Genomic DNA, 22,859 nt, shown 5'->3' with positions numbered 1-22,859 from the left:
GAACCCGGTGCGTGTTAACGCCTCTAATTTTGTTGTGTTTAACATCGTCTCATCCCTTATTTTCGCCTGCCAAATGCAACATGCAATACAGACATCATTCCGACATTGTCTTATCCGCAAAGTTCCACAGATTTAACAACACATGAATAAAGTCTTTGATATATTGATCATTGGCAGTGGATTGGCGGGACAATCTCTCGCCTTGCGCCTGGCAGAAAATTACCGCATCTGTATCCTCAGCAAACGCGAGCTATCCTTGAGTGCCAGCAATTGGGCGCAAGGCGGCATCGCGGCAGTGCATAATAGTGAAGATTCCTTGGAAGCGCATATTCAGGATACCCTGGATGCAGGTGCGGGATTATGTGATAGCGAAGTCACTCGCATGGTGGTCAATAATGCCCGTGCCAGCATTGAATGGCTATTGCAGCAAGGCGTGAATTTCACACGCGACGCCGAAGAAGATTTGCACCTGACCCGCGAAGGTGGCCACAGCCACAGGCGGATAGTGCATGTGGCAGATGCCACCGGCCAGGCAGTGCAAACAACGCTTACCGACCGCGTGCGTGAACATCCAAACATCACTGTTCTTGAACACCATATTGCGGTAGACCTGATCACCACGCACAAATTGTTCCAGCAGACCGTCAGCGATGGGCCTAATCGTTGCCTGGGTGCTTATGTATTGAATAGCCAGACCGGCCATGTCACAACGCTTTCGGCACAATATACGGTGATGGCCACCGGCGGCGCAGGCAAGGTTTACCTTTACACCACCAATCCTGACATCAGCACTGGTGACGGCATTGCCATGGCGTGGCGCGCCGGTTGCCGGGTTGCCAATATGGAGTTTGTACAGTTTCACCCGACCTGTTTATACCACCCGCATGCCAAATCGTTCCTCATTTCAGAAGTTCTGCGTGGCGAAGGAGGTTTGCTGAAGCTACCGGATGGCACACGCTTTATGCACCTGCATGATGAGCGGGCAGAACTGGCACCACGCGATGTCGTCGCACGCGCGATTGACTTTGAAATGAAGAAACGCGGGCTGGATTGCGTTTACCTGGATATCAGCCACAAACCACTGGAATTTATCAAGTCGCATTTCCCCAATATTTACAAGCGCTGTTTGCAATTGGGCATAGATATCAGCAAACAGCCAATTCCCGTCGTGCCTGCCGCCCACTACACCTGCGGCGGCGTGATGACCGATATGCATGGCCGCACCGATATCGACTGCCTGTATGCGATAGGCGAGACCGCATGCACCGGCCTGCATGGCGCCAACCGCTTGGCCAGCAACTCATTGTTGGAATGCCTGGCATTTAGCGAAAGCTGTGCCCAAGATATACAGGCCTCCGGCCAGCAGCCTACCATTTCCCTGCCTGACTGGGATGAAAGCCGCGTCACCGATGCCGATGAAGAAGTGCTGATCACCCATACCTGGGATGAGTTACGGCGGTTTATGTGGAACTACGTTGGCATTGTGCGCACCAATAAACGGCTTAGCCGCGCATTACACCGCATCCATATGCTGCGTGATGAAGTGCACGAGTTTTACAGCAACTTCAAGGTCAGCCATGACCTGATCGAACTGCGTAACCTGTTGCAGGTGGCCGAGCTGATCGTCCGCTGCGCCATTGAGCGCGAGGAAAGCCGTGGTCTGCATTACAGCAAAGACTACCCGGACTTGCTGCCTGAGGCGATTCCCACTGTATTAGCGCCGGAAAACTACACTAGCCTGCTGGATTAATATGCCAACACCCTGGCTGTTACTAGCGCTAAGCCTGATCAGCATTTGCTCTCATGGAGAACCCGTGCTACAAAAAGTGCTGGATGGCGACACCGTGATTATCCGCGACCAGGGAAATACTTATCGGCTGCGTCTGCTGGATATTGACGCGCCCGAATCACAACAAACGTATGGCAAACAGGCGAAGCGTAGCCTGATGGCACTCTGCAATGGCAAGATTGCCGTTCAGGCAACCGGCACAGACCTTTACGGTCGCACCCTGGGTCACCTATCCTGTAACAACATAGATGCCAGCCAATACCAGGTTGCTCAAGGGATGGCCTGGTTTAACAACCGTTACTCAACCCGCGCAGAATTAGCGTCATTGCAAGCGCAGGCACGACAACAGGCATTGGGCATCTGGCAACAACCCAACCCTACCCCACCCTGGGTTTGGCGCAAGCATTTTGGTCAACATTATCGGCACCCGGAATGACAATATCCTGCCAATATCCTTTAGAATAATGCTTTATTACCGAATAACTTAGGACATTCACATGCAAGTAGCAATGAACACCGTAGTCAGCATGACTTACAAACTACAAAATACTGATGGCGAAACACTGGAGGAAAGCCAGCAACCGGTTGCTTACCTGCATGGCGGTTACGACAATATTTTCCCTAAGGTTGAAGAGGCCATGCATGGCAAAAACGTCGGTGATGTGATTGAAGTCAGCCTGGACCCGGAAGATGGTTTTGGTGAATACGACGATGGCCTGGTGCAAATCGAACAAGCCAGCGCTTTTCCGGCTGAGGAATTAAAAGTCGGCATGCAATTCGAAGGTGAAGACGAAACCGGCGATGTGATTTTGTACACGATTACCGATATCGCCGATGGCAAAGTAGTTGTGGATGGCAATCATCCGTGGGCAGGTCAGCGCCTGTTGTTTACTGCAACGATCAAAGATGTACGTTCAGCCAATAAAGAAGAGATCGAACACCAGCATGTGCATGGTGCCGGTGGTCATCACCACTAAGTATTAAGTGTCTGCGCGAGCGAATTACTGCGTTGCGCGGACCTTTCCAAACAAAGCCTCGTAACCTTGCCGCATCCCGGTTTCGCCGTTACGAGGGTTCTGCACTTCATCTCGCGCTATCACTTAACTCCGCGTTTCCTTAAGTAACCGGCTGGCGCAATTGCCCTTGCGTCAATTGCAATACCTCATCGGCGATTTCCGCCACCTCATCCCGCACATGGCTGACATACAAGGTTGGCAGGCCAAATGTGGTGATCACTTTCCTGATATAAGGCAGCACCTGCTGCTTAAGCGTTTCATCCAGTCCGCTTAATGGTTCATCCATCAGCAATACGCCAGGCTGGCTGAGCAAAGCGCGGCCGATCGCTACCCTTTGTTTCTCACCGCCGGATAACTGGCTGGGCTTGCGCTGCAACAAAGTACCGATATCCAGCACAGTAACCACTTCCTGCAATGAAATAGGGACTGTCCCTTTGGGCATGCCATACACCAGATTCTGTTGCACATTCATATGCGGGAACAACCGCCCATCCTGAAAAACAATGCCGACTTGCCGTTGCCAGGGCGGTAGTTGAATGCCCTGCTTTGAATCAAACCAGACATATTGATGGCTTTGAATGACGCCGGAAGCTGGCATTAACAGCCCGGCCAGGCTGTGCAGCAAAGTCGTCTTGCCGGAACCGGATGCGCCCATAATCCCCAGGCAATGACCAGGCTTTAAATCAAACTTTGCTTGCAACGCAAAAGCAGGCTCTGTCGCCGCGACTGCATACGGCTGCCTGATCTGGATATCGACCTGCAGCATCAGCGCTGGCTCCTGATCAGCCGTCTTTCCAGCCATTGGCTGGCAAGCAGAGCAAACACCGACACCAGCACACTGAGGATCACCAGCCTGAGCGCCGCGGCGTCACCTTCTGGCGTTTGCGTCAGGCTATAAATAGCCAGTGGCAAGGTGCGGGTTTCACCTTCAAGGTTACCGGCAAAGGTAATGGTGGCGCCAAACTCGCCCAGGCTACGGCTAAATGCCAGAATCGCGCCGGTCAGCAAACCGTGATAGGACAAAGGCAGCGTGATGGTAAAAAATACTTTTATCGGCGAAGCACCCAGCGTTTGTGCGGCTTGCTCCAGAAGCGGGTTAACCTGATACAAGGCTTGGCGGATAGCGCGTACCATCAATGGAAATGCCATCACCGCCGAGGCAATCACGGCGCCCCACCAGTGAAAAGTGAACTGGATATGGAATTGCTCAAACAACCACGCGCCTATCCAGCCCCGGCGCCCTAGCAGTACCAGCAACATATAGCCCAACACCACCGGCGGCAATACCATAGGCAAATGCACCAGTGCATCCAGCAGCGATTGTCCCCAGAAACGTTTTTTGACTAACAGCCAGGCCATCAGCATGGCGGGTAATAGCAAAATGACCACGCACCAAAAGGCCACTTTCAAGGAAAGCAGCACGATGGCGATTTCGGCAGGTGATAAGGTCCACATACGAACTAGAAAGGTAACAACAGTTTAATCCAGTGGTTTGAACCCATATGAGCCTAGTAATTTTTTGGCTTCAGGTGTCTGCAGATACTGATAAAAAGCGGTGGTCGCTGAGGAAGCCTGCGGCAACACAGCCATAGGATAGATAATCTGCACATGGCTGTTCTCCGCAAACTCGCCAGCCAGTTTCACCTTGCTGGAAGATTGCGCATCACTGGCATACACGATGCCGACATCGCACTCATCGCGCTCCACCAGATTCAAGGTGGCGCGCACATCCTGTGTGCTTACCAGGCGGTTCTTGAGCTTTTCCCACCAGCCTAAACTGGTCAATGATTGTTTGGCGTAGATGCCAACCGGCACTGACAGTGTATCACCGGTACACCAGTAACCAGGCGCCTGCTGGTTCACATCTACAGCTGCCTCGGTCTTGATATTTAACGGTTTGGCTAAGGGGGTGATCAGCACAAGGCGGTTACTTAGCCAGGGCTTGATAGTCGCGGTTTGCACCAGTTGCTTGTCTTTCAGGTATTGCATCCACTTTTCATCGGCAGAAATAAATAAGTCTCCCGGCGCACCTTGTTCCAGTTGTTTGGCCAGGGTGCCGGATCCGCCATATACCGGCACGATCTGCACGCCGGATTGTTGGCTATATTGCTTGGCGAGAACGTTCATCACATCTGTGAGGCTGGCCGCAGCAAATACCTTGACCTTGCCTTCTTCCGCTTGGGCCAATGCGCTGATCAAACACAGGCCGACAAAAACGCCCACATAAGACAAATATCGCCCACCCCATTGCTTCATGTTTCCTATCCCCAAAAAAGATTAATAAGCGATGCTAGCAATCACTTGTCAAAAACAGTCATGCTACCATCGTTATATCCATGCATGCATTACGAGAACCAAAAAAATTACGTTTTTTTCAAATGTTTTGTGATCAGGTCCAGCTCATCCATTGCGGCCTGGGCCGATTTCTGCAAAATCTGCTGATAAGCTTCTACCAGCGATTTGCCAAACTCCGTCACTTGCGCCCCGCCACCGTGGGTACCGCCGGTCGTACTCACCACCACCACCTGGTCAAAACAGCGATTCATCACATCCACCAGCTCCCAGGCACGGCGGTAAGACATCTGCATTTGTTTGGCTGCGGCGGAAATAGAACCATGTTGCTCTATCATCTGCAACAGCTCAATCTTCCCCGGCCCAAGCGCGGTATTGCCGTCATGGTTAATCCGGATTTTGAGTAAGGTGGACGACATCGATCAATTATTCCAGCGGGATTTCAGTCTGGGCAAACGCTTCAAATGGCGGCAGTTCCGCCAGTGAACGTAAATTCAGGTCGTCCAGAAAATGTTTGGTGGTTGCATATAACGATGGCCTTCCTGGCACTTCGCGTTGTCCGACCACGTCTATCCAGTCACGCTCCTGTAACTGGCGGATCACGTTAGGGTTAACAGCCACGCCGCGAATCTGTTCGATATCGCCCCTGGTGACCGGCTGGCGGTAGGCGATAATGGCCAGGGTTTCCATGACTGCGCGCGAATATTTCGGCTGCCGTTCCGGATTCAGGCGGGAAAGATATTCGCTGTATTCCGGCTTGGCCTGGAAACGGTAACCACTTGCCACCTGGACCAGGTCAAGCGTTCTATCCAGCCAATCTGTTTTCAACTCATCCAGCAGCATGCGCAGCGTAGGCCGCTCCATGCGCCCCGCAAACAGCTTAAGCAGATCTTCCAGTGCCAGTGCTTGCGGCGAAGTGAGCAAGGCCGCTTCCAGAATCTGCTTCATTTCCTGGATATTATCCGGGTCACGCATCAAGAAGTCCCTTCGTCATATGCATGCGCCTGGACATAAATGGTGCCGAACGCCTCCTGTTGCGTAATACGTATCAAGCCTTCTTTTGCCAGTTCCAGCATGGCCAGGAAACTCACGACCAATTTGGGGATGCCATCTGTTTCCAGGTCAAACAATTCATCAAAGCGCAGCACGTTGGCCGTGCTCAAGCGCCGCAATAACAAGCTCATATGCTCGCGTACCGACAGTTCGGCGCGGCCCAGCTTGTGATGCTGGTTCAATTTGGCGCGTTTGAGCACATTGCGCCAGGCATCTACCAGGTCATCAAGGCTGACTTCCGGTGGTTTGACCTGGCTGACATGCTGGTAGTAAGCGGCCGCTATATCAATCTCCTCACCTACTTTAGGCATGGCATCCAGCCGTTGCGCAGCCAGCTTGATCGCTTCGTATTCCATCAGGCGCCTGACCAGTTCCGCACGCGGGTCATCCTCTTCTTCCACTTCGGTCGGCTTTGGCAACAGCATGCGTGACTTGATCTCTATCAGCATGGCGGCCATTAAGAGGTAATCTGCGGCCAGCTCCAGCTTGATCGCCTTCATCTTTTCGACGTAAGCCATATATTGCACAGTCAGCTGCGCCATCTGGATATCAAGGATATCCAGGTTATGCTTGCGGATCAGGTAGAGCAATAAATCCAGCGGACCTTCAAAGGTATCCAGGTAAACTTCCAGCGCATCCGGCGGGATATACAAATCCTGCGGCAGCTCGGAGAGCGTTTCGCCTTTGATTTTGACCGGGCTGTGTTCCTGGATATCCATACTGGGGATTGTAACGATTTGCGCGCGCGGATTAAAGGCTATTCGGCGTAAGGGTTGCCGAAGCCCAGTTTCTGCATGACTGCCGTTTCCATAGCCTCCATCAAATCGGCTTGCGCATCGACTTCATGGTCATAACCGTGCAGGTGTAATACACCGTGTACCGTCATATGCGCATAATGCGCCAGCAGTGTTTTCCCCTGCTCGCTTGCTTCCTTCACCACCACCGGCGCACAGATCACAATATCGCCCATCAGTTGCGGCTCTTCGGTTAATGGAAAAGTCAGCACATTGGTTGCATAATCTTTGCCGCGGTAAGTTGCATTTAACAGGCGCCCTTCCCCGGCATCGACAATACGGATGGTGACACTGGTATCCACACGTAAAGCGGCACGCACCCAGCGCCTGAATTCTGCTTCAGTTGGCAGGTTATTTTCTTCTGAAGCCAGTTGCAGGGAAAAATCTAATTGCGGCATACGGTCAAGTTTTCTGAAAAATATCCGTCATTATAAGAAGAAAACCCTTTAAGGAAACCGTGGGATGTCGAATCGGTCGAAACTGGTGGTTGCCAACCGTAAAATGCATGGCAGCGTACCGGACAATCATCAATTTATGCAAAGCCTGTTGCAGCAAACGCAGCATCACCATGCGCGCTACGCCGTGTGCCCACCACATCCGTACCTATACCAGGCGCAACACATCCTGCAAAACAGCCATATCGCCTGGGGTGGGCAAAACATGAGCCGTTTTGAAAAAGGTGCTTACACCGGCTCGGTTTCTCCGGTGATGCTGAAAGAATTTGGTTGTACCTATGTGATCATTGGCCATTCAGAACGCAGGCAACGCGGCCATGATAGCGATGAAAGCTGTGGCGAACGGTTTGAAGCGGCAATCAAAGCCGGGCTCACGCCTATCTTGTGTATAGGTGAAACGCTGGAGGAATATGAACAGGGTGAAACCGACCTGGTGGTCGTGCGCCAGTTAAATCCGGTGATTGCGCATGTCGGCATTGAGGCACTCTCCCAGGGCGTGATTGCCTATGAACCGGTATGGGCGATTGGATCTGGCAAAGCAGCCACGCCACAGCACGTGCAGGCGATCTTGTCATTTATCCGCGGCCATATAGGCTTGCTCGATGAGCAGGTTGCAGAAAAGATTGATTTGCTTTATGGCGGCAGCGTGAACCCCGGCAATGCAGCTCAGCTATTGAGTATGCCGGATGTAGATGGTGGCCTGATTGGTGGTGCTTCGTTGATTGCAGAAGACTTTATCAGGATATGCCAGATAGCGAATAAATTAACCGAATTGAAAACAGCGGCTTGATCAGCAGCAAGAATTGCAGGCAACAAAAAAGCCGACTTGCGTCGGCTTTTTTATAACCAGGTAATCCAGATTACAACTGTCTGAATTACTTAGCTTCTTCAGCAGGAGCAGCTTCAGCTGGTGCAGCTTCAGCAGGAGCAGCTTCAGCAGGAGCAGCTTCAACTGGAGTTTCAGCAGCTGGAGTTTCAGCAGCTGGAGCTTCAGCAGCAGGAGCCTCAACAGCAGGAGCCTCTTCAGCTGGTTTTTCACCACAAGCGGTCAAAGCCAAAGCCAACAATGCAGCCAACAATGCAGAACGTGTCATCTTTATTTCCTTAGTATGTATGAGCAAAATTTTGTGTACGGCACAATTCTCAATGCAAGAACCCGCCGAGTAGAAAAATTGTATCAGTAATTTATTAAAAAAAGAATGTAAGTGCAATTAAAAACACAGGATTTTTTTGTGTAAGAACAACAACTCTGCATTTTTAGACAAAAATAGGTCATAAATGGTTCAAATCAGCGCTGCCAAGCTCACATTTCACTCAAATGCAAGTAACCCACAAGGTACATCTCACGCAACCAGGGCATTAAATGGGTGTCACTCCCGGCTTTAAAAAGTGATTTACTCAATTGTCGCTGGTTAGCGAGAATATTGAGTATACGCGCGCTATCCTCACTGACATGAACAATTTCGCCATTGATAAAATACTGCCCTTGCCAGTGCAACATTTGCGTTTGCAAGTCTAGTGAAACGCCGCTATCACGAACCGCATCGGTAAACTTCGCCAGGCTAAGCTTTCGATTTGGTGTAAAAACGACATAGTTTTTTGGCTCAGTGAAGTAGCGCGCCAGAAATGGCCCCAACGCTTCCGGCTGCCAGGTTAATCGTTGCAGCATGCCACTGACCCGACCCACCATTGCCTGGTCAATCTGCGCAGCATCGGCGACTGGTTGTAATTCAGGATCCTGGTATAGCTCGTCAGGCAAACTCTCTTGCCTGCAGGCATCAAGAAACTCCACTGCCAGCTCCCGGGCCGCCGGTGCGCGAAAGCCGATGGAATAAGTCATACAGTCATCATCTTCAGACACACCCCAGTGGGCAACGCTGGGTGGGAGGTACAGCATATCGCCGGCTTCCAGCACCCACTCCTGCTCACTGACAAAATGTGAAAGGATGCGCAACGGGGCATCTGGAATCAGACGTAAGTCATCTTGCTGGCTGATAGACCAGCGGCGCTTGCCTGCCCCCTGCAAAAGAAACACATCATAACTGTCTATATGCGGCCCTACGCCGCCGCCGGTCGGTGCATAACTGGCCATCACATCATCCAGCCTGGCAGTGGGAATAAAATTGAAGTGGTTTAGCAAGGCTTGTGCTTCGGGCACCAGGTGATTCAAGCCTTGCACCAGTAGCGTCCAGTGTTGCGGCGGTAACGCTGAAAAGTCATCCTCATCAAAAGGGCCTTGTGTCACTTGCCAGCCTGCGCCTTCCTGCGCCTGGGCAGGATCAAACTGTATAAGACGTGACGGCACTTCTGTTTCGCAGGCCAAGCCAGCCAGTTCATCTGGCGTCAGCAAACCTTTGAAACCGGGGATGGCGCCACGGATAAGCAATGGTTTTTTTTGCCAGTATTCCGCCATGAATTGCGCCGGGGTCAGGCCATTGAGTAAAGTCAGAGCTTGTTGCATGAATAATGTTTATCTAAAAGGGAGGAAAGGCGTCGTGGTAATGCTTTGCGTTAACCGGGAAATAAAGCGCTGCGATTTTTCCGCCAGCATCAATGCCAGTAAATCAGTCCGCGTAACCAGTTTTGTAAACTCGCGCTCAAAACTCAGGTTCTGGCCATCCGCCTGCATGCTGTTGGTCAGCAGCAATAGCTCACCGCGCGCATTTTTGGCGGTGCCCAGTTTCCAGACGGCGATTTCAACATTGCGTGCGGCATTGTACAAATTTTGCGGCTCTATACTATCCATCAGGAAGAAAGCGGATTTATTACCGTGCGCACGGTATAGCATGGATTGTATGCCAACAACCAGGGCCAACACGCGGTCACCACTGAATTGAGGATTTAACGCCAGTTTAATCGCCGCGGTATCCTGCGCACCGCCCAGCGCCTCAAATTTCCACTGATGCGTAGCCACCTGGTCAAATACCTGGGTAGCAATCTTGTCTGGCGAGCCTAATCCAGATTTGTGTGCTTCGGCAGGGTTTCTTTTGTATAGCTTGAGCATCAGCAGGCGCAGACTGGCCTCATTCTCGGCATATTCAATATCCGCCAGCCGGTCACTATCACTTTTCACTAACTGATGCAGGGCATTACGGTCCTGCCGGATCGGCAATGGCTTGCCATTTGGCGAATCCACATAGCCGCCACTCGGGTTGGTGCTACAGGCTGCAAGCAACAATATGCTTATCCAGCTGCAGACCCGCCATTTCATGCCACAAGCACCCTTTGCGCTGGAAAAACAATACTGAAACGGCTGCCTTCACCCGGCTCACTTTCAACTTTCAGGATAGCCTGATGATGATGCAGGATATGCTTCACAATCGACAGGCCAAGGCCGGTGCCACCGGTATCACGGCTACGCCCGCTATCTACCCGGTAAAAACGTTCGGTCAGCCTGGGCAAGTGCTGAGACTCAATGCCTATGCCGGTATCCTGCACACTGAAAATCACCTGTTCATCCTGCATCTGCCAGAAAATATCTATCTTGCCATGTTCCGGCGTATAACGCACTGCGTTACTGGTCAGGTTACTCATGGCGCTTAGTAATTCATTATAGCTGCCGCGAATATTCACCTTGGCATCCATATGTAATGTAATGGTGTGCTCGCCCTGGCTCAGTGCTTTGGCATCCTTCAGCAACTGGTTAAGCATCGGTTCCATCGCAATATCGGTTTCATCCTTGAGCGTGACATTATTTTCCAGGCTGGATAATGTCAGCAAGTCTTCAATAATGCGCCGCATCCGGGTGGTCTGCGATTGCATCATGTCGAAATAAGGTTGAATGTCAGGCGAGACTTCGCCTTGCATATCGCTGATAGTTTCCAGGAAACCACCCACCACCGTCAACGGTGTGCGTAATTCATGCGACACATTGGCAATAAAATCCCTGCGCATGATTTCGGTTTTTTCAATGGCCGAGATATCCCGGCAAATCAGTAAGCGCTGCTTGCTCGCAAAAGGAATAATCTGCAATTCCAGCGAGACATCCGGGCTGCGCCAGGATTTGAGTTTCAGCGGCTCACTGTAATCTTCGTTCTGCAAATACTGCACAAATTCAGCCTGACGCAGTAAATAATAGATGGGCTGATTTTCATCATGCTGACGCTTGAGGCCTAAACGTTGCACTGCCGGTTCATTAAACCATTCGATTTCGTTGCGTTGATTGAGCACCACCACGCCATCCGGCAATGCACTGGTCGCGTGGCGTAATCTTTCCAGCGTGCTGCTAAGCTGGCTCTGGCTACGTGAGTGCCTGCGCATTTCCTGGTAAAGGTTGGCGAAGATGTCTTCCCAGATGCCTTTACCATTGGGCATGAAATTCAGTCCGGGTTTTAGTGACCACTGATAAAGCCTGTGCATCCAGTAAAGATGCCCGGCCAGGTAGGCAATAATGCCGGTGGTGTAAACCAGCCACGCGGTCTCCGCACTGGTTGTCCAGCCAAGAATGAGGCAGCAGAACGCCCAGAAAACCAGTAGCCAGAACGCTTTCCAACGAATATCTTGCACAGGCAACACCCAAAATACAGATGGCTGGGATTATACGACACATCCGGGGCAGGATTGTGACGCGACTGCGAAGGCGTGGATTACTCAGGAGTCACGGGTGCACTTCTGACATACGGCTTGGCCAGAGGCTCGCCAACAAACAAGCCTTGCATCGGCCACTTCACGCTTTTCCAGTAAGACTCGATCAGGGTTTCGCCTGCCAGGTAATGCGCCATCACCACTTGCGGATTAGGGAATTTTTGCCAGTAATTACATGGTTCTGACACCGTGCCATAGCTGCCGGTGACGCCAGCATCGAGCCAGCGCGTGGCAGGCATCTGGTAACTGCTGGTCAGCATGCCGCCTGTAGAAGTCAGATGATCTGCGATGGCGCCTGGCAGGTAACTATTGGTCAGCAGGTAATCAACGTTTGCCTGGCCGGTAAAATAAAACATGACTGCCTGGGCCTTCTCAAGTGCTTCCTGGTTTAGCGTATGTAACGTTAACCGTTTGGATTTGACCGTCATGCCATCCGGCGGGAAAAACGGCTCTCGTGGTTTGGAGCGGGCAGCATCTTTTGTTTTAAGGAAATAGCCATTGCCTTCATTCAGGCTGAATTCACTCAACGTACCGCGATCAATCAATGCCTTCGCGGCATCGACACTGGTCACCGGCAGCAACATGGAGAGGCGGATATGATGGTCTGCCCAGGGGTGCAGTGACGAACTATTGAAATAAGCACTATCACGGCCAGGATCACAGGTTTTTTTACACTGTTCGAGATCCAGGCCCAAAGTCAGCGCGCCTGTCAGGCTGTTGCACTGCACGGCAAACGGTGTTTTCCATACCAGCAGCAACACCTGCTGGTTGCCGAGCTTGGCTTCAATCTGGCTTTTCAGTGACTCAAATTCTGCGACGGAGAGGACATCTTTGGTTTGCCGTGGCAATTCCACGCCTATCAGGTTTTCAGCAGGCACCTGGCGCGCCTGCAAATAATAACGGGCGACTTCTTCACTGAGTGCATCATTCGCATTGTAGATCACCGCGACATCATCGGGCTTGAGCAAGGATGGCCTGGGACGTAATTGCCGGCTGATATCTGTAGCACCTGCCAGAACTTCGCTCACCATTAATACACAAATCAAACACAGCCCAAAACTGAGAACACCTATTCTTCTGTTAAAACGCATGAATAACAGCCACTCCATTGATCGTTATAAATATACAGTTCAGGCAAATGAAACCGCGTAAAATTCAATCATATCCCAGATTAGGTTGGGTATCAGAGACATTGATTTAAGGAGATGCATGCAATGACTACTTCTCAAACCATTTTGATTACCGGCGCCAACCGTGGTATCGGACTCGAATACGTCAGGCAATATGCGCAGGCAGGGTATACGGTGTATGCAACCGTGCGTGATGTTGCCAGGGCTGATGAACTACAATCGCTGGCGGCAAGGCATGCTCAAGTGCAGCTACTGTCGCTGGATGTTGCTGATATCGCCGCTATCCGTGCCTTGTCAACACAGCTATCTGAAGTGACCATTGATATCCTGATCAGCAATGCAGGCATCTACCCGCCAAGCCGCTTAGGCACTACTGACCCGCAAGAGTGGCTGCACGCTTTCCAGGTCAATACACTCACCACCTACTATCTGGCAGAAGCATTCTTGACTCACTTGCAACGCGCGGCGCAAGGCAAGGTGATTGCGATGACCAGCAAAATGGGTAGCATTGCTGATAACGGCAGTGGCGGTGAATACATTTACCGCAGCACGAAAACGGCACTCAATATGGTGGTAAAAAGCCTGGCGCTTGACCTGCAACCATTCAATATTGCCGTTGCTTTATTACATCCTGGTTGGGTGCGCACTGATATGGGCGGCCCGAATGGATTAATCAATACGGAAACCAGTGTGGCAGGCCTGCGTAAAGTGATAGATGGCCTGAGCCTGGCCCAATCAGGTGAGTTTATTGCCTACGATGGCAAACCGGTGCCATGGTGATTATCCAGGTCGATTGCTGATTGATTCCGGCATAACCTTGTAAGGACTGCGCTCTTCCAGTTCGTTCACATAATGCTGCATGGCGGTTTCTTCCCTGGATAAAAAGCGCGCGACGCTTTGGTGAAAATCTTCGTGCGCTAACCAGTGGTAGGAACAAGTGGTATAGGGCACAAAGCCACGCGCCAGTTTATGCACGCCTTGCGCGCCGCCTTCAAAATAACGTATGCCTTGCGCGATACAAAAAGCCTGTGGCTGGTAATAACACAATTCAAAATGCAGGCAGGAAATATCACGCAGACTGCCCCAGTAGCGGCCATATAACGACTCCGCTCCTAATATGCACAGGCTAGCAGCAATATCCTCTCCCGCTTGGGTCGCAATAAACAGCAACACATTGTCAGGCATGTCACGGACTATGTGTTCAAAAAATGTTCTGGTTAGATACGGCTGGCTACCGTGCCTGTGATAAGTGTTGCTATAGCATTGATAGAATAAGTCCACTTCAGCAGCAGTGAGTTGATCTCCGTTGACCACACGGCATGACACGCCCTGTTGCGTCACTTTGTTTCGTTCCTGGCGGATTTTTTTACGCTTGTCACGACTGAGCACTGCCATAAAAGCTTCCCAGTCCGCGTAGCCTTGGTTTTCCCAGCGAAACTGGACGCCATCGCGACGTAGCCATTTTTCTGCGGCACAATGCGCTGCTGATAATGCGTCAGGAAACAGAACATGCGTGCCTGATAACCCATGCTGTTCACAGAGAGTACGCATTTCTTGCAACATCGCTGCCGCAAGTTCTTCAGGCTCGGCATAGTTCGGGTGTACTAGCAAACGCGGGCCGGTGACGGGAGAAAAGGGAATGGCGGTAATCAGCTTGGGATAATACTTACCTCCTGCCTGCTCGTATGCATCTGCCCAGGACCAGTCAAACACATACTCACCGTACGAGTGGGTTTTAATATAGCAAGGTGCCGCGGCAACCAGTTGCTCGCCATCGAATACCATCAGGTGATAGGGAATCCATCCGCTCTGGTGGTCAACTGAAGCCGAAGTCTCAAACGCATGCAGAAACCTGTAATCCAGCATCGGGTGTTGCCCGGCCAAAGCTTGCCAGGCGGCAGGTGAGATATCCTGAAGTCCACGGGTCCAGTTAAAAGATAATTGGCTGAGAGGCATGATGAATTTATACCATGCTATATAGAGACAGTGGGAGTGTATGCAAGATCAGTTCAGAATTTTGAACCACTGCTATGTCAGTATCGTATCCATACCATACTGAAATGCCATCCAAAAAATCAACTGGGGCGCTTGCGAGGACCAGAAGCTTCTTTACCGGATGAGTTTACGGAACTGCTGGCAGGAATGACAGATGGGTTTGATTTTGGCTTGTTTTTGAGTTTGGCATCGATATCTGCATCGGCCGCTGCTGCTTGCTGTGCTTCAGTCTTGGATTCTGCTTCGCGCTGGCGCTCTGTCATTTTGGCATATGCGCTTTCAAGCTCTTCCAGGGTGATGACCCCATCGCCATCGAGATCGACATAAGAGAAATGTCGTGCCACCTGCGGCAGACACAACGTCGCCTCTTCCCTGTCCAGCGTTTCGTCATTATCACGATTACACTCGTTAAAGCGCTGCGAAATGCTGTCATGCATGGCTTTACGCTTTTGTAACATCAACTGATGGTCTGGATCGGTGTTACGGGCATACTCGGTAAGCGCCTTGCGCAAGCGCGCACGGTCTTCAGGGCTGAAGTTATGTTCCAGGGTTTTGGTAAGCCCGGACTCTTCGTTGTCCATGACACGGTTATCTGTTAACCGGATAGGCAACTTAAGATCGGCAAAGGCAGGCAATGCTAGCAACATGGTCGTTGTTAGCAAGAAAACCTCATTTAAATGTTTTATCGCTCTAAACATCCACACCTATACATAACATTGAATCTTTATCTATCACCAAAGCATTGTTAGGCTTAATAAAGATCACTTTTAAAAATGCCGGCTGACTGCAAAAAAGTCAGGCTGCATACCATAACGCAACTGTAGCAAGCACATCAACAGTTTTAACACAAAATAGCGCTTTTCAAGCCACCTTTCTGTGTAAACCGGCACTCATGATGCCTAAGGATTGTAAATGTAATATTTCATCGCAATCGCTATTTGTAACCAATTTGTAACCGACCCATTTCATGCTCTCTACTGCTTGGAGTATAATGCCAGCTAATAAGTTTAGTCCCCCCAGCCGTTTTATCATCAGGTCTCATGACCACGTTATTTCGGCTTAACGCGTTAACCAAGACGCCAGTTTTAGTGTGAAGGTTCGTATGGCAGAACAGTTTAAAAAAATCTTGATGGTCGATGACGACTTGCGTATGCGCGAACTCTTACAGCGTTACCTGACGGAACAAGGTTTCAATATCAAATCAGTGTCTGATGGCAAGGAGCTGGACAAAGCCATGGCCGCCGAGAGCTTTGATTTACTGATTCTCGATCTAATGCTGCCTGGCGAAGATGGCCTGGCTATTTGCCGCCGCTTGCGTGGTGCCAACCATGTCACGCCTATCATCATGCTGACCGCTCGCGGTGATGAGGTGGACCGTATTGTCGGCCTGGAAATGGGTGCGGATGACTATTTGCCTAAACCGTTTAATCCTCGTGAACTGCTGGCACGCATCAACGCCGTACTGCGTCGGCATGAAATCACGCCGAAACTGGCGGCTGAAGATAAAAATGCTGCCTTCCAGTTTGGCGAATTTGTGTTTGACGTTAACACCCGCAGCCTGAGTAAAAATGGCACTGCCATTACCATTACCAGTGGTGAATTCACATTACTAAAGGTATTTACCGAGCACCCGCGCCAACCACTGTCACGTGACCGGCTGATGCAACTGGCGCGTGGCCGCGAACTGGATGTGTTTGACCGCAGCATAGATGTGCAAGTCTCGCGACTGCGCCGCATTATTGAACCGGACCCGGCGCACCCACGCTACCTGCAAACCATGTGGGGTTTTGGCTATGTGTTTATTCCTGATGGCGAATCACCACAGTAACGCGCCGCCTCGCCAGCCCTAGCTCTCGTGCGCCTACTACCCCGCAGACTGCTCTCCCGCATCATGTTACTGATCGCCATCCTATTGGCGGTCAGCATCTATGCTTCGCTCAAAATCTTTGATTACTTTGATCGCGAACCCCGTGCCACTGCCGCCGCGCTGCAAGCCGTCACTATTGTCAACTACACGCGTGCCTCGCTGATTGCCTCGCACGAAAACCGCCGCCTGGCCCTGCTCTCAGAACTGTCTGGGCGTGAAGGCGTGCGCGTCTACGCGGCTGACTTCCTGGAAGATATCGAAGCATTACCGTCAGATCCGTTTATCAACCTGATGGCCCAGAAAATCCGCGACAAGCTGGGCGAAGAAACCATTATTACCGTCAATCACTACGATATTCCCGGTTTGTGGATCAGCTTTAATGTCGGACAGGATGACTTCTGGGTAGTGATTCCCAAAATCCAGGTAGACCGGCCATTCCCATGGCACTGGCTGGGTTGGGCTGCCGTGGTGGGCCTGCTATCCCTGGTCGGTGGCTACCTGCTGACGGCGCGTATCAACCGGCCATTGACCATGCTGGTACACGCCGCAGAGCGCTTGCGTAATGGCGAACCTGCACCAAAACTGCCTGAAGATAGTGTGGAAGAGCTGCGCGAGGTAACACATACGTTTAACGAAATGGCCGAGTCATTGGCCAGGCTGGACGCGGAACGCACATTGTTGCTGGCGGGCGTTTCCCATGATATCCGCACCCCGTTAGCAAGATTGCGCTTAGCGGTGGAAATGCTGCCGCAAGAAGCCGACTATATGAAACACGGAATGATTGAAGATATTTCCGATATGGATAATATCATTCACCAGTTCCTGGATTTTGTGCGCGGTGTGGAAGGCGAACCCACGCGTATGATGGATATCAACGACTTGTTACGCGCCCTGTCTGACCGACAACTGCGTGCAGGACGTGAATTGAAAATATCCTTGGGCCCGAAATATTTTATTCCTATCCGGCCACTGGCGATGCAGCGGCTGCTGGATAACCTGGTAGGCAATGCCTATAACTACGGCAAAGGCAAAGTGGAAGTGCGCAGCCAGGTGATGGCGGACAAGATTGTGGTCAGCGTGCTGGATAATGGCCCTGGCATTCCGCAAGAGCATGCCGAACGGCTGTTACGTCCGTTTGAACGTATGGATAGCGCACGCAATAAATATGAAGGTGGCAGTGGCTTGGGCCTGGCCATTTGCAACCGCATCTCAAAATTACATGGTGGGCAGCTCTACCTGCTCAATCGCCCTGAAGGCGGCCTGGAAGCCAGGTTGTCACTACCTATCCTGCCAAACACTTAACGCTATCTCTCCAGCAGTGAGCGTGATCAGCCAGCGGCATCCCCGGATGGTGTAAACCAGTTCAGGCGTGATCTTAACTGCACCACTTCACCGATAATGGTCAGGCTAGGTGGTTTTAATCCTGCTTTTGCAACATCACTCGCCAAATGTGCCAATGTTGATTCCACCACGCGCTGCTTTTGGGTAGTGCCTTGCTGTATCACTGCGGCTGGCATATCCGTCGATACACCATGCGCAATCAGTTGCGCACAAATCTGCTCCAGCCCCACCAGTCCCATATAAATCACCACCGTTTGCCGTGGACGCGCCATCGCCTGCCAGTCCAGATCTATGGTGCCATCTTTTAAATGACCGGTAATGAACAGGCAAGCCTGGGCGTAATCCCTGTGCGTTAACGGGATACCAGCATAACTGGATACACCATTAGCGGCAGTAATGCCAGGCACTACCTGGAACGGTACGCCATGCTGCATCAGCGTTTCGATTTCCTCACCCCCGCGACCAAAAATAAAAGGATCGCCGCCTTTTAAACGCAATACCCTTTTACCTTCCAGTGCCAGCCTCGCAAGCAAGGCATTGATCTCTTCTTGTGGCAGGGTATGCTGGTCACGCGATTTGCCGACATAAATCAGTTCGGCATCGCGCCGCACCAACTCCATCACTTCCTTGCTGACCAGCTTGTCATAGACGCACACATCGCATTGCTGCATTAAACGCAGCGCACGAAAAGTCAGCAGATCAGGATCACCCGGCCCGCCACCCACCAGATAGACTTCTCCACGCGGGGGTGCATCGTCGCTTTGCGTTAACAATTCACCGAGCAACTCGCGCGCCGCCTGCTCCTGGCCGGACAATACGCGTTCGACTAATGGGCCGTTTAATACGTCTTCCCAGAAACGGCGTCTGCTTTGAGTGGTAGCGAACCTGGCTTTTACCTGGTCACGGAATTCGCCAGCGATGGCTGCAATCCTGCCGTAAGCAGCGGGCAGCATGGTTTCAATCTTGCTGCGGATATGCCGCGCCAGCACGGGGGCATTGCCTTCACTGGAAATTGCAATTACCACCGGGCTGCGGTCAATGATCGAACCCATGGTGAAAGTACATAAGGCTGGCGCGTCCACCACATTGACGGGAATATTTAAGCGTTTGGCCGCTAGTGATACAGCTTCATTCACCGCCTCATCATTGGTCGCAGCAATCACCAGGCAGGCACCGGTGAGCTGTTCAGGCGCAAAACAGGTTTTCACATATTCAATCTCGTTTTGCGCCAACATCTCGTGCAGCTCAGTGCTTAGTTCAGGCGCAATCACGACAACTCTACCCTGCGCCTTACGCAACATAATGACTTTACGGGTCGCCACATCGCCACCCCCTATCACCAGGCAAAGACGTTGGGCAATATTGAAAAAAATCGGTAAGGCTTGCATGCAATAAAGCTTTTTAAAAGATACGTCATTTTACCGCAGTCATGAATTGCGCTGCCGATTATCATGCCAGCCACAGTCAAATACGCTAAAATACTGTTTTGATTTGAAAAAATGCTAGATGAAGCAGGACAGCGGTAAAAAAATATTCATTAAATCGTTTGGTTGCCAGATGAACGAGTACGATGCTTCACGCATGGTTGACTTGATGCGTGAACACGACGGCATGACCCAGACCGACAATATGGAAGAGGCTGATGTCATTTTGCTCAACACCTGCTCGGTCCGTGAAAAAGCCGAAGAAAAAGTATTCAGCCACCTTGGCCGCATGATTCCGCTCAAGGAAAAAAATCCCAATCTGGTCATCGGCGTTGGCGGCTGTGTCGCCAGCCAGGAAGGTGATGCGATTATCAAACGCGCGCCGTATGTCGATGTCGTATTTGGCCCGCAAACCCTGCACCGCCTGCCGGAACTGATTAAAGCCAAACGCGCACAAAACAAACCGCAGGTTGATATCACCTTTCCCGAGATCGAGAAATTTGACCACTTGCCACCACCGAGGATCGAAGGCGCCACCGCATTTTTAAGCATCATGGAAGGCTGCAGCAAGTACTGCACTTTTTGCGTGGTGCCTTACACCCGTGGTGAAGAGTTTTCCCGCCCGTTTGAAGATGTGCTGACAGAAGCCATTCAACTGGCCGAACAAGGCGTGAAAGAAATCACTTTGCTTGGGCAAAACGTGAATGCCTACCGTGTCCAGTATGCAGGCATTGAAGCTGACCTGGCCATGCTGATTGAAACGGTGGCGGAAATTCCACAAATCGAACGTATCCGTTACACCACCAGTCACCCTAATGAAATGAATGAGCGGCTGATTGCCTGCCATGCCAACGTGCCAAAACTGGCCAACCAGTTGCACTTGCCGGTGCAGGCAGGCAGTGACCGCATACTGATGGCGATGAAACGTAATTACACGGTATTGCAATACAAAGGCCTGATCCGCAAACTGAAAGCGGCAAATCCGGCACTGACCATCACCAGCGACATCATCGTCGGCTTTCCGGGCGAAACCGAAAAAGAATTCCAGGCGACCCTGAAGTTGATGAAAGATGTCGGCTTTGATTACAGTTTCAGTTTTTTGTATAGCCCCCGACCTGGCACTCCGGCCAGTTATTTGCCGGATGAAACACCACAAGAGACTAAAGCTGGATGGTTAAAACAGTTACAAACCGAAAATCAAACCAGCGGTGACGCCATCAGCCGCGGCATGCTTGGCACCGTACAACGTGTGCTAATCGATGGCCCGTCATGGAAAGACCCTAGCCTGCTGGCCGGTAAAACCGACAATGGCCGCGTGGTAGATATTGCAGCTGATGCACGTTTTATCCACCAGATGGTCGAAGTAAAAATTACCGATGTCTACAACCCGCACCGCCTGGTAGGCGAAATAGTGAATTAAGCAATGGAAATCACCCTAAAACCTGAAGACAACATGATGCTGGCCAACTTGTGTGGCCCGCTGGATGAAAATATTCGCCAGCTGGCGAATGGCCTGGATATCGATATCAACCGCCGTGGCAGCACTTTCCACCTGACCGGTACCGAAATAAATATGAGACTAGGCGCGCAGATGCTGGAAAACTTTTATGCGCGCTCAAAAAAGCCAATTGAGCTGGAAGATATTCAATTAGGCCTGGTTGAAATCGACAAGCTCAAACCAGAGGAAGTAGCCACCAGCGCAATGCCGGCACTGATGACACGTCGTGGCGACTTGCACGGCCGTACCCCGCGCCAGGTCGGCTACCTGCAACAAATACAGGATCATGACATTACCTTTGGCATAGGCCCCGCCGGTACTGGTAAAACTTACCTGGCAGTAGCCAGTGCAGTGGATGCAATGACGCGTGACCGCGTCAAACGGATTGTATTGGTACGCCCGGCGGTAGAAGCAGGCGAGCGTTTGGGTTTCCTGCCGGGCGATTTGAATCAGAAGGTAGATCCATATTTACGCCCGTTGTATGACGCGCTTTATGATCTGGCGGGTTACGATACGGTGAACAAAATGTTTGAGCGAGGGGCGATTGAAGTGGCGCCACTGGCTTATATGCGTGGTCGTACGTTGAACCAAAGTTTTATTATCCTGGATGAAGCGCAGAATACGACGCCTGAGCAGATGAAAATGTTTTTGACGCGGATTGGTTTTGGGACGAAAGCGGTGATTACGGGTGATGTGACGCAGATCGATTTGCAGCGTCACCAGAAAAGCGGCTTGGTTGAAGCACAGAAAATTCTGAAAGATGTGAAAGGTATTGCCTTTACTCACTTTTTGTCACAGGACGTCGTGCGGCATCCGTTGGTGCAGAAGATTATTAATGCTTATGAGAGATATGAGCAGGCGGGTTAGCAAGAACTCGTCATTCCGGCGTCGGCTGGAATCCAGCCAAGGTTCATGTTTAGCTTGGTTACAATAAAAGAACCATCGCTACACTTGTTGTAAACTCTAATCGGTATTTCTTTGCATATTCACCATTTTCTTTCGCCTCTAGGCGAGTTACTTTTCTTTGCTTGCTCAAAGAAAATGTAACCAAAAGAAATGCACCCTAGCTTCCGCTTTCTCCCTGCGTTGCTCATCACCGTGGGCGGCCAACGAAACTCGCCCTGACAAGCCACACAGAACGTGGCTTGTTGCGGAACTCAAACAGACGCTGGCCGACTCCTCCCACGCTGACTGCGCTACTCGGCGCGTCAGATAGGGGCCCGTTAAAACCACACGCGTTTACTGAAGTGAAGCTTTTCGCATTGCGTCCCGCTCAACCCTTGCATAAAGCAAAGCCAAATGGCAAAACAACGGAAGTGATTCGTGGAGTTTTGTCTTGTGAATTAAAAAAGGTCACTTAGCGCCCTCTGCCCATTACTTTCCAATACTGTTAAAACGTGGTGGTTTTCAACGGGTCCCTATCTGACGCGCCGAGTAGCGCAGGCAAAATAAGAAATAAGGGAGCGACTGTCTGAATCCCTCGGTGGCCTGCGTAGTGTGCAGGCCGCTAGGATGAGTTTCGCGACCGCTTATTTTGATGAGCAACGCAGGAAATGAGCGGAAGCTAGGGTGCCCTTTCTTTTGGTTACGTTTTCTTTGGGCAAGCAAAGAAAAGTAACTC

24 protein-coding genes are annotated in these 22,859 nt (G+C 51.2%); 9 read left to right on the top strand and 15 right to left on the bottom strand.

The features are described from left to right. The first annotated feature begins 142 nt into the window (after positions 1-142). The 3 genes from nadB to ACFQ2T_RS12990 all read left to right on the top strand — a co-directional run bounded on the left by nadB (position 143) and on the right by ACFQ2T_RS12990 (position 2,766). On the top strand, positions 143-1,750 hold the full coding sequence (gene nadB, locus ACFQ2T_RS13000; RefSeq protein ID WP_379035090.1) for an L-aspartate oxidase: 1,608 nt from the start codon (positions 143-145) through the stop codon (positions 1,748-1,750). Positions 1,751-1,814: 64 nt separating this feature from the next. Then, positions 1,815-2,225: a thermonuclease family protein gene (locus ACFQ2T_RS12995; RefSeq protein WP_379035088.1), complete on the top strand. Its 411-nt coding sequence runs from the start codon at positions 1,815-1,817 to the stop codon at positions 2,223-2,225. Between the two features lie 61 nt (positions 2,226-2,286). Then, complete coding sequence (locus ACFQ2T_RS12990; RefSeq protein ID WP_055827529.1) at positions 2,287-2,766, top strand: FKBP-type peptidyl-prolyl cis-trans isomerase; 480 nt, start codon at positions 2,287-2,289, stop codon at positions 2,764-2,766. Positions 2,767-2,905: 139 nt separating this feature from the next. On the opposite strand, the gene ACFQ2T_RS12985 is transcribed toward ACFQ2T_RS12990, so the two are convergent. The 7 genes from ACFQ2T_RS12985 to ybeY all read right to left on the bottom strand — a co-directional run bounded on the left by ACFQ2T_RS12985 (position 2,906) and on the right by ybeY (position 7,342). Beyond that, positions 2,906-3,607, bottom strand: a complete 702-nt coding sequence (locus ACFQ2T_RS12985; protein ID WP_379035086.1) for an ATP-binding cassette domain-containing protein — start codon at positions 3,605-3,607, stop codon at positions 2,906-2,908. Next, entirely contained in the window at positions 3,571-4,260 is a 690-nt protein-coding gene (gene modB, locus ACFQ2T_RS12980) for a molybdate ABC transporter permease subunit (RefSeq protein ID WP_379035084.1), read from the bottom strand. Before modB ends, ACFQ2T_RS12985 begins: the two co-directional genes overlap by 37 nt. Before the next feature lie 24 nt (positions 4,261-4,284). Further along, a complete protein-coding gene (gene modA, locus ACFQ2T_RS12975) occupies positions 4,285-5,061 on the bottom strand; it encodes a molybdate ABC transporter substrate-binding protein (RefSeq protein WP_379035082.1) in 777 nt (258 codons plus the stop codon). Positions 5,062-5,168: 107 nt separating this feature from the next. Then, the gene (locus ACFQ2T_RS12970; RefSeq protein WP_379035080.1) at positions 5,169-5,516 is read right to left on the bottom strand and encodes a winged helix-turn-helix domain-containing protein; all 348 of its coding nucleotides are present in this window, start codon (positions 5,514-5,516) and stop codon (positions 5,169-5,171) included. 7 nt (positions 5,517-5,523) lie between these two features. After that, positions 5,524-6,072 (bottom strand): SMC-Scp complex subunit ScpB, encoded by a 549-nt coding sequence (gene scpB / locus ACFQ2T_RS12965; RefSeq protein ID WP_379035078.1) that lies wholly within the window; start codon positions 6,070-6,072, stop codon positions 5,524-5,526. Next, complete coding sequence (locus tag ACFQ2T_RS12960) at positions 6,072-6,869, bottom strand: segregation and condensation protein A (protein WP_379035076.1); 798 nt, start codon at positions 6,867-6,869, stop codon at positions 6,072-6,074. Before ACFQ2T_RS12960 ends, scpB begins: the two co-directional genes overlap by 1 nt. Before the next feature lie 38 nt (positions 6,870-6,907). Then, positions 6,908-7,342, bottom strand: coding sequence for an rRNA maturation RNase YbeY (gene ybeY / locus ACFQ2T_RS12955; protein ID WP_379035074.1), 435 nt, complete (start codon positions 7,340-7,342; stop codon positions 6,908-6,910). 64 nt (positions 7,343-7,406) lie between these two features. On the opposite strand from ybeY, the gene tpiA reads away from it, so the two are divergent. After that, on the top strand, positions 7,407-8,189 hold the full coding sequence (gene tpiA / locus ACFQ2T_RS12950) for a triose-phosphate isomerase (RefSeq protein WP_379035072.1): 783 nt from the start codon (positions 7,407-7,409) through the stop codon (positions 8,187-8,189). Between the two features lie 85 nt (positions 8,190-8,274). On the opposite strand, the gene ACFQ2T_RS12945 is transcribed toward tpiA, so the two are convergent. From ACFQ2T_RS12945 to ACFQ2T_RS12925, 5 genes are all read right to left on the bottom strand, one after another. Beyond that, complete coding sequence (locus ACFQ2T_RS12945) at positions 8,275-8,493, bottom strand: hypothetical protein (RefSeq protein ID WP_055827555.1); 219 nt, start codon at positions 8,491-8,493, stop codon at positions 8,275-8,277. Positions 8,494-8,702: 209 nt separating this feature from the next. Beyond that, positions 8,703-9,860 carry a JmjC domain-containing protein gene (locus tag ACFQ2T_RS12940; RefSeq protein ID WP_379035070.1) on the bottom strand — a complete coding sequence of 386 codons (1,158 nt, stop codon included), beginning with the start codon at positions 9,858-9,860 and terminating at the stop codon, positions 8,703-8,705. A 9-nt stretch (positions 9,861-9,869) separates the two neighbouring features. Continuing rightward, entirely contained in the window at positions 9,870-10,610 is a 741-nt protein-coding gene (locus ACFQ2T_RS12935) for a hypothetical protein (protein ID WP_379035068.1), read from the bottom strand. Beyond that, complete coding sequence (gene phoR / locus ACFQ2T_RS12930) at positions 10,607-11,905, bottom strand: phosphate regulon sensor histidine kinase PhoR (RefSeq protein ID WP_379035066.1); 1,299 nt, start codon at positions 11,903-11,905, stop codon at positions 10,607-10,609. Before phoR ends, ACFQ2T_RS12935 begins: the two co-directional genes overlap by 4 nt. Before the next feature lie 80 nt (positions 11,906-11,985). Then, the gene (locus tag ACFQ2T_RS12925) at positions 11,986-13,014 is read right to left on the bottom strand and encodes a TIGR03790 family protein (protein WP_379035064.1); all 1,029 of its coding nucleotides are present in this window, start codon (positions 13,012-13,014) and stop codon (positions 11,986-11,988) included. Between the two features lie 183 nt (positions 13,015-13,197). Here ACFQ2T_RS12925 and ACFQ2T_RS12920 point away from each other — a divergent pair, with 183 nt between their 5' ends. After that, positions 13,198-13,893, top strand: a complete 696-nt coding sequence (locus ACFQ2T_RS12920; RefSeq protein ID WP_379035062.1) for an SDR family oxidoreductase — start codon at positions 13,198-13,200, stop codon at positions 13,891-13,893. On the opposite strand, the gene ACFQ2T_RS12915 is transcribed toward ACFQ2T_RS12920, so the two are convergent. After that, positions 13,894-15,069 carry a GNAT family N-acetyltransferase gene (locus tag ACFQ2T_RS12915; RefSeq protein ID WP_379035060.1) on the bottom strand — a complete coding sequence of 392 codons (1,176 nt, stop codon included), beginning with the start codon at positions 15,067-15,069 and terminating at the stop codon, positions 13,894-13,896. Between the two features lie 119 nt (positions 15,070-15,188). Further along, complete coding sequence (locus tag ACFQ2T_RS12910; protein ID WP_379035058.1) at positions 15,189-15,770, bottom strand: hypothetical protein; 582 nt, start codon at positions 15,768-15,770, stop codon at positions 15,189-15,191. A gap of 440 nt (positions 15,771-16,210) precedes the next feature. On the opposite strand from ACFQ2T_RS12910, the gene ompR reads away from it, so the two are divergent. Both ompR and ACFQ2T_RS12900 read left to right on the top strand, forming a co-directional pair. Continuing rightward, positions 16,211-16,936: an osmolarity response regulator transcription factor OmpR gene (ompR, locus tag ACFQ2T_RS12905; protein WP_379035056.1), complete on the top strand. Its 726-nt coding sequence runs from the start codon at positions 16,211-16,213 to the stop codon at positions 16,934-16,936. Positions 16,937-16,963: 27 nt separating this feature from the next. Next, positions 16,964-18,277 (top strand): ATP-binding protein, encoded by a 1,314-nt coding sequence (locus ACFQ2T_RS12900; protein ID WP_379035054.1) that lies wholly within the window; start codon positions 16,964-16,966, stop codon positions 18,275-18,277. A gap of 26 nt (positions 18,278-18,303) precedes the next feature. Here the strand turns inward: ACFQ2T_RS12900 and cysG are convergent, their stop codons facing one another. Next, positions 18,304-19,704 (bottom strand): siroheme synthase CysG, encoded by a 1,401-nt coding sequence (cysG, locus tag ACFQ2T_RS12895; RefSeq protein ID WP_379035052.1) that lies wholly within the window; start codon positions 19,702-19,704, stop codon positions 18,304-18,306. A 118-nt stretch (positions 19,705-19,822) separates the two neighbouring features. On the opposite strand from cysG, the gene miaB reads away from it, so the two are divergent. Further along, positions 19,823-21,160: a tRNA (N6-isopentenyl adenosine(37)-C2)-methylthiotransferase MiaB gene (gene miaB / locus ACFQ2T_RS12890; RefSeq protein WP_379035050.1), complete on the top strand. Its 1,338-nt coding sequence runs from the start codon at positions 19,823-19,825 to the stop codon at positions 21,158-21,160. A gap of 3 nt (positions 21,161-21,163) precedes the next feature. After that, positions 21,164-22,105, top strand: a complete 942-nt coding sequence (locus ACFQ2T_RS12885; RefSeq protein WP_379035048.1) for a PhoH family protein — start codon at positions 21,164-21,166, stop codon at positions 22,103-22,105. Positions 22,106-22,859: the final 754 nt, after the last annotated feature.

This window comes from Methylophilus flavus (genome assembly GCF_042678905.1).
Lineage (GTDB): Bacteria > Pseudomonadota > Gammaproteobacteria > Burkholderiales > Methylophilaceae > Methylophilus > Methylophilus flavus.
The sequence above is the reverse complement of the archived record's forward strand: the minus strand, read 5'-3'. Positions and strand labels throughout refer to the sequence as shown.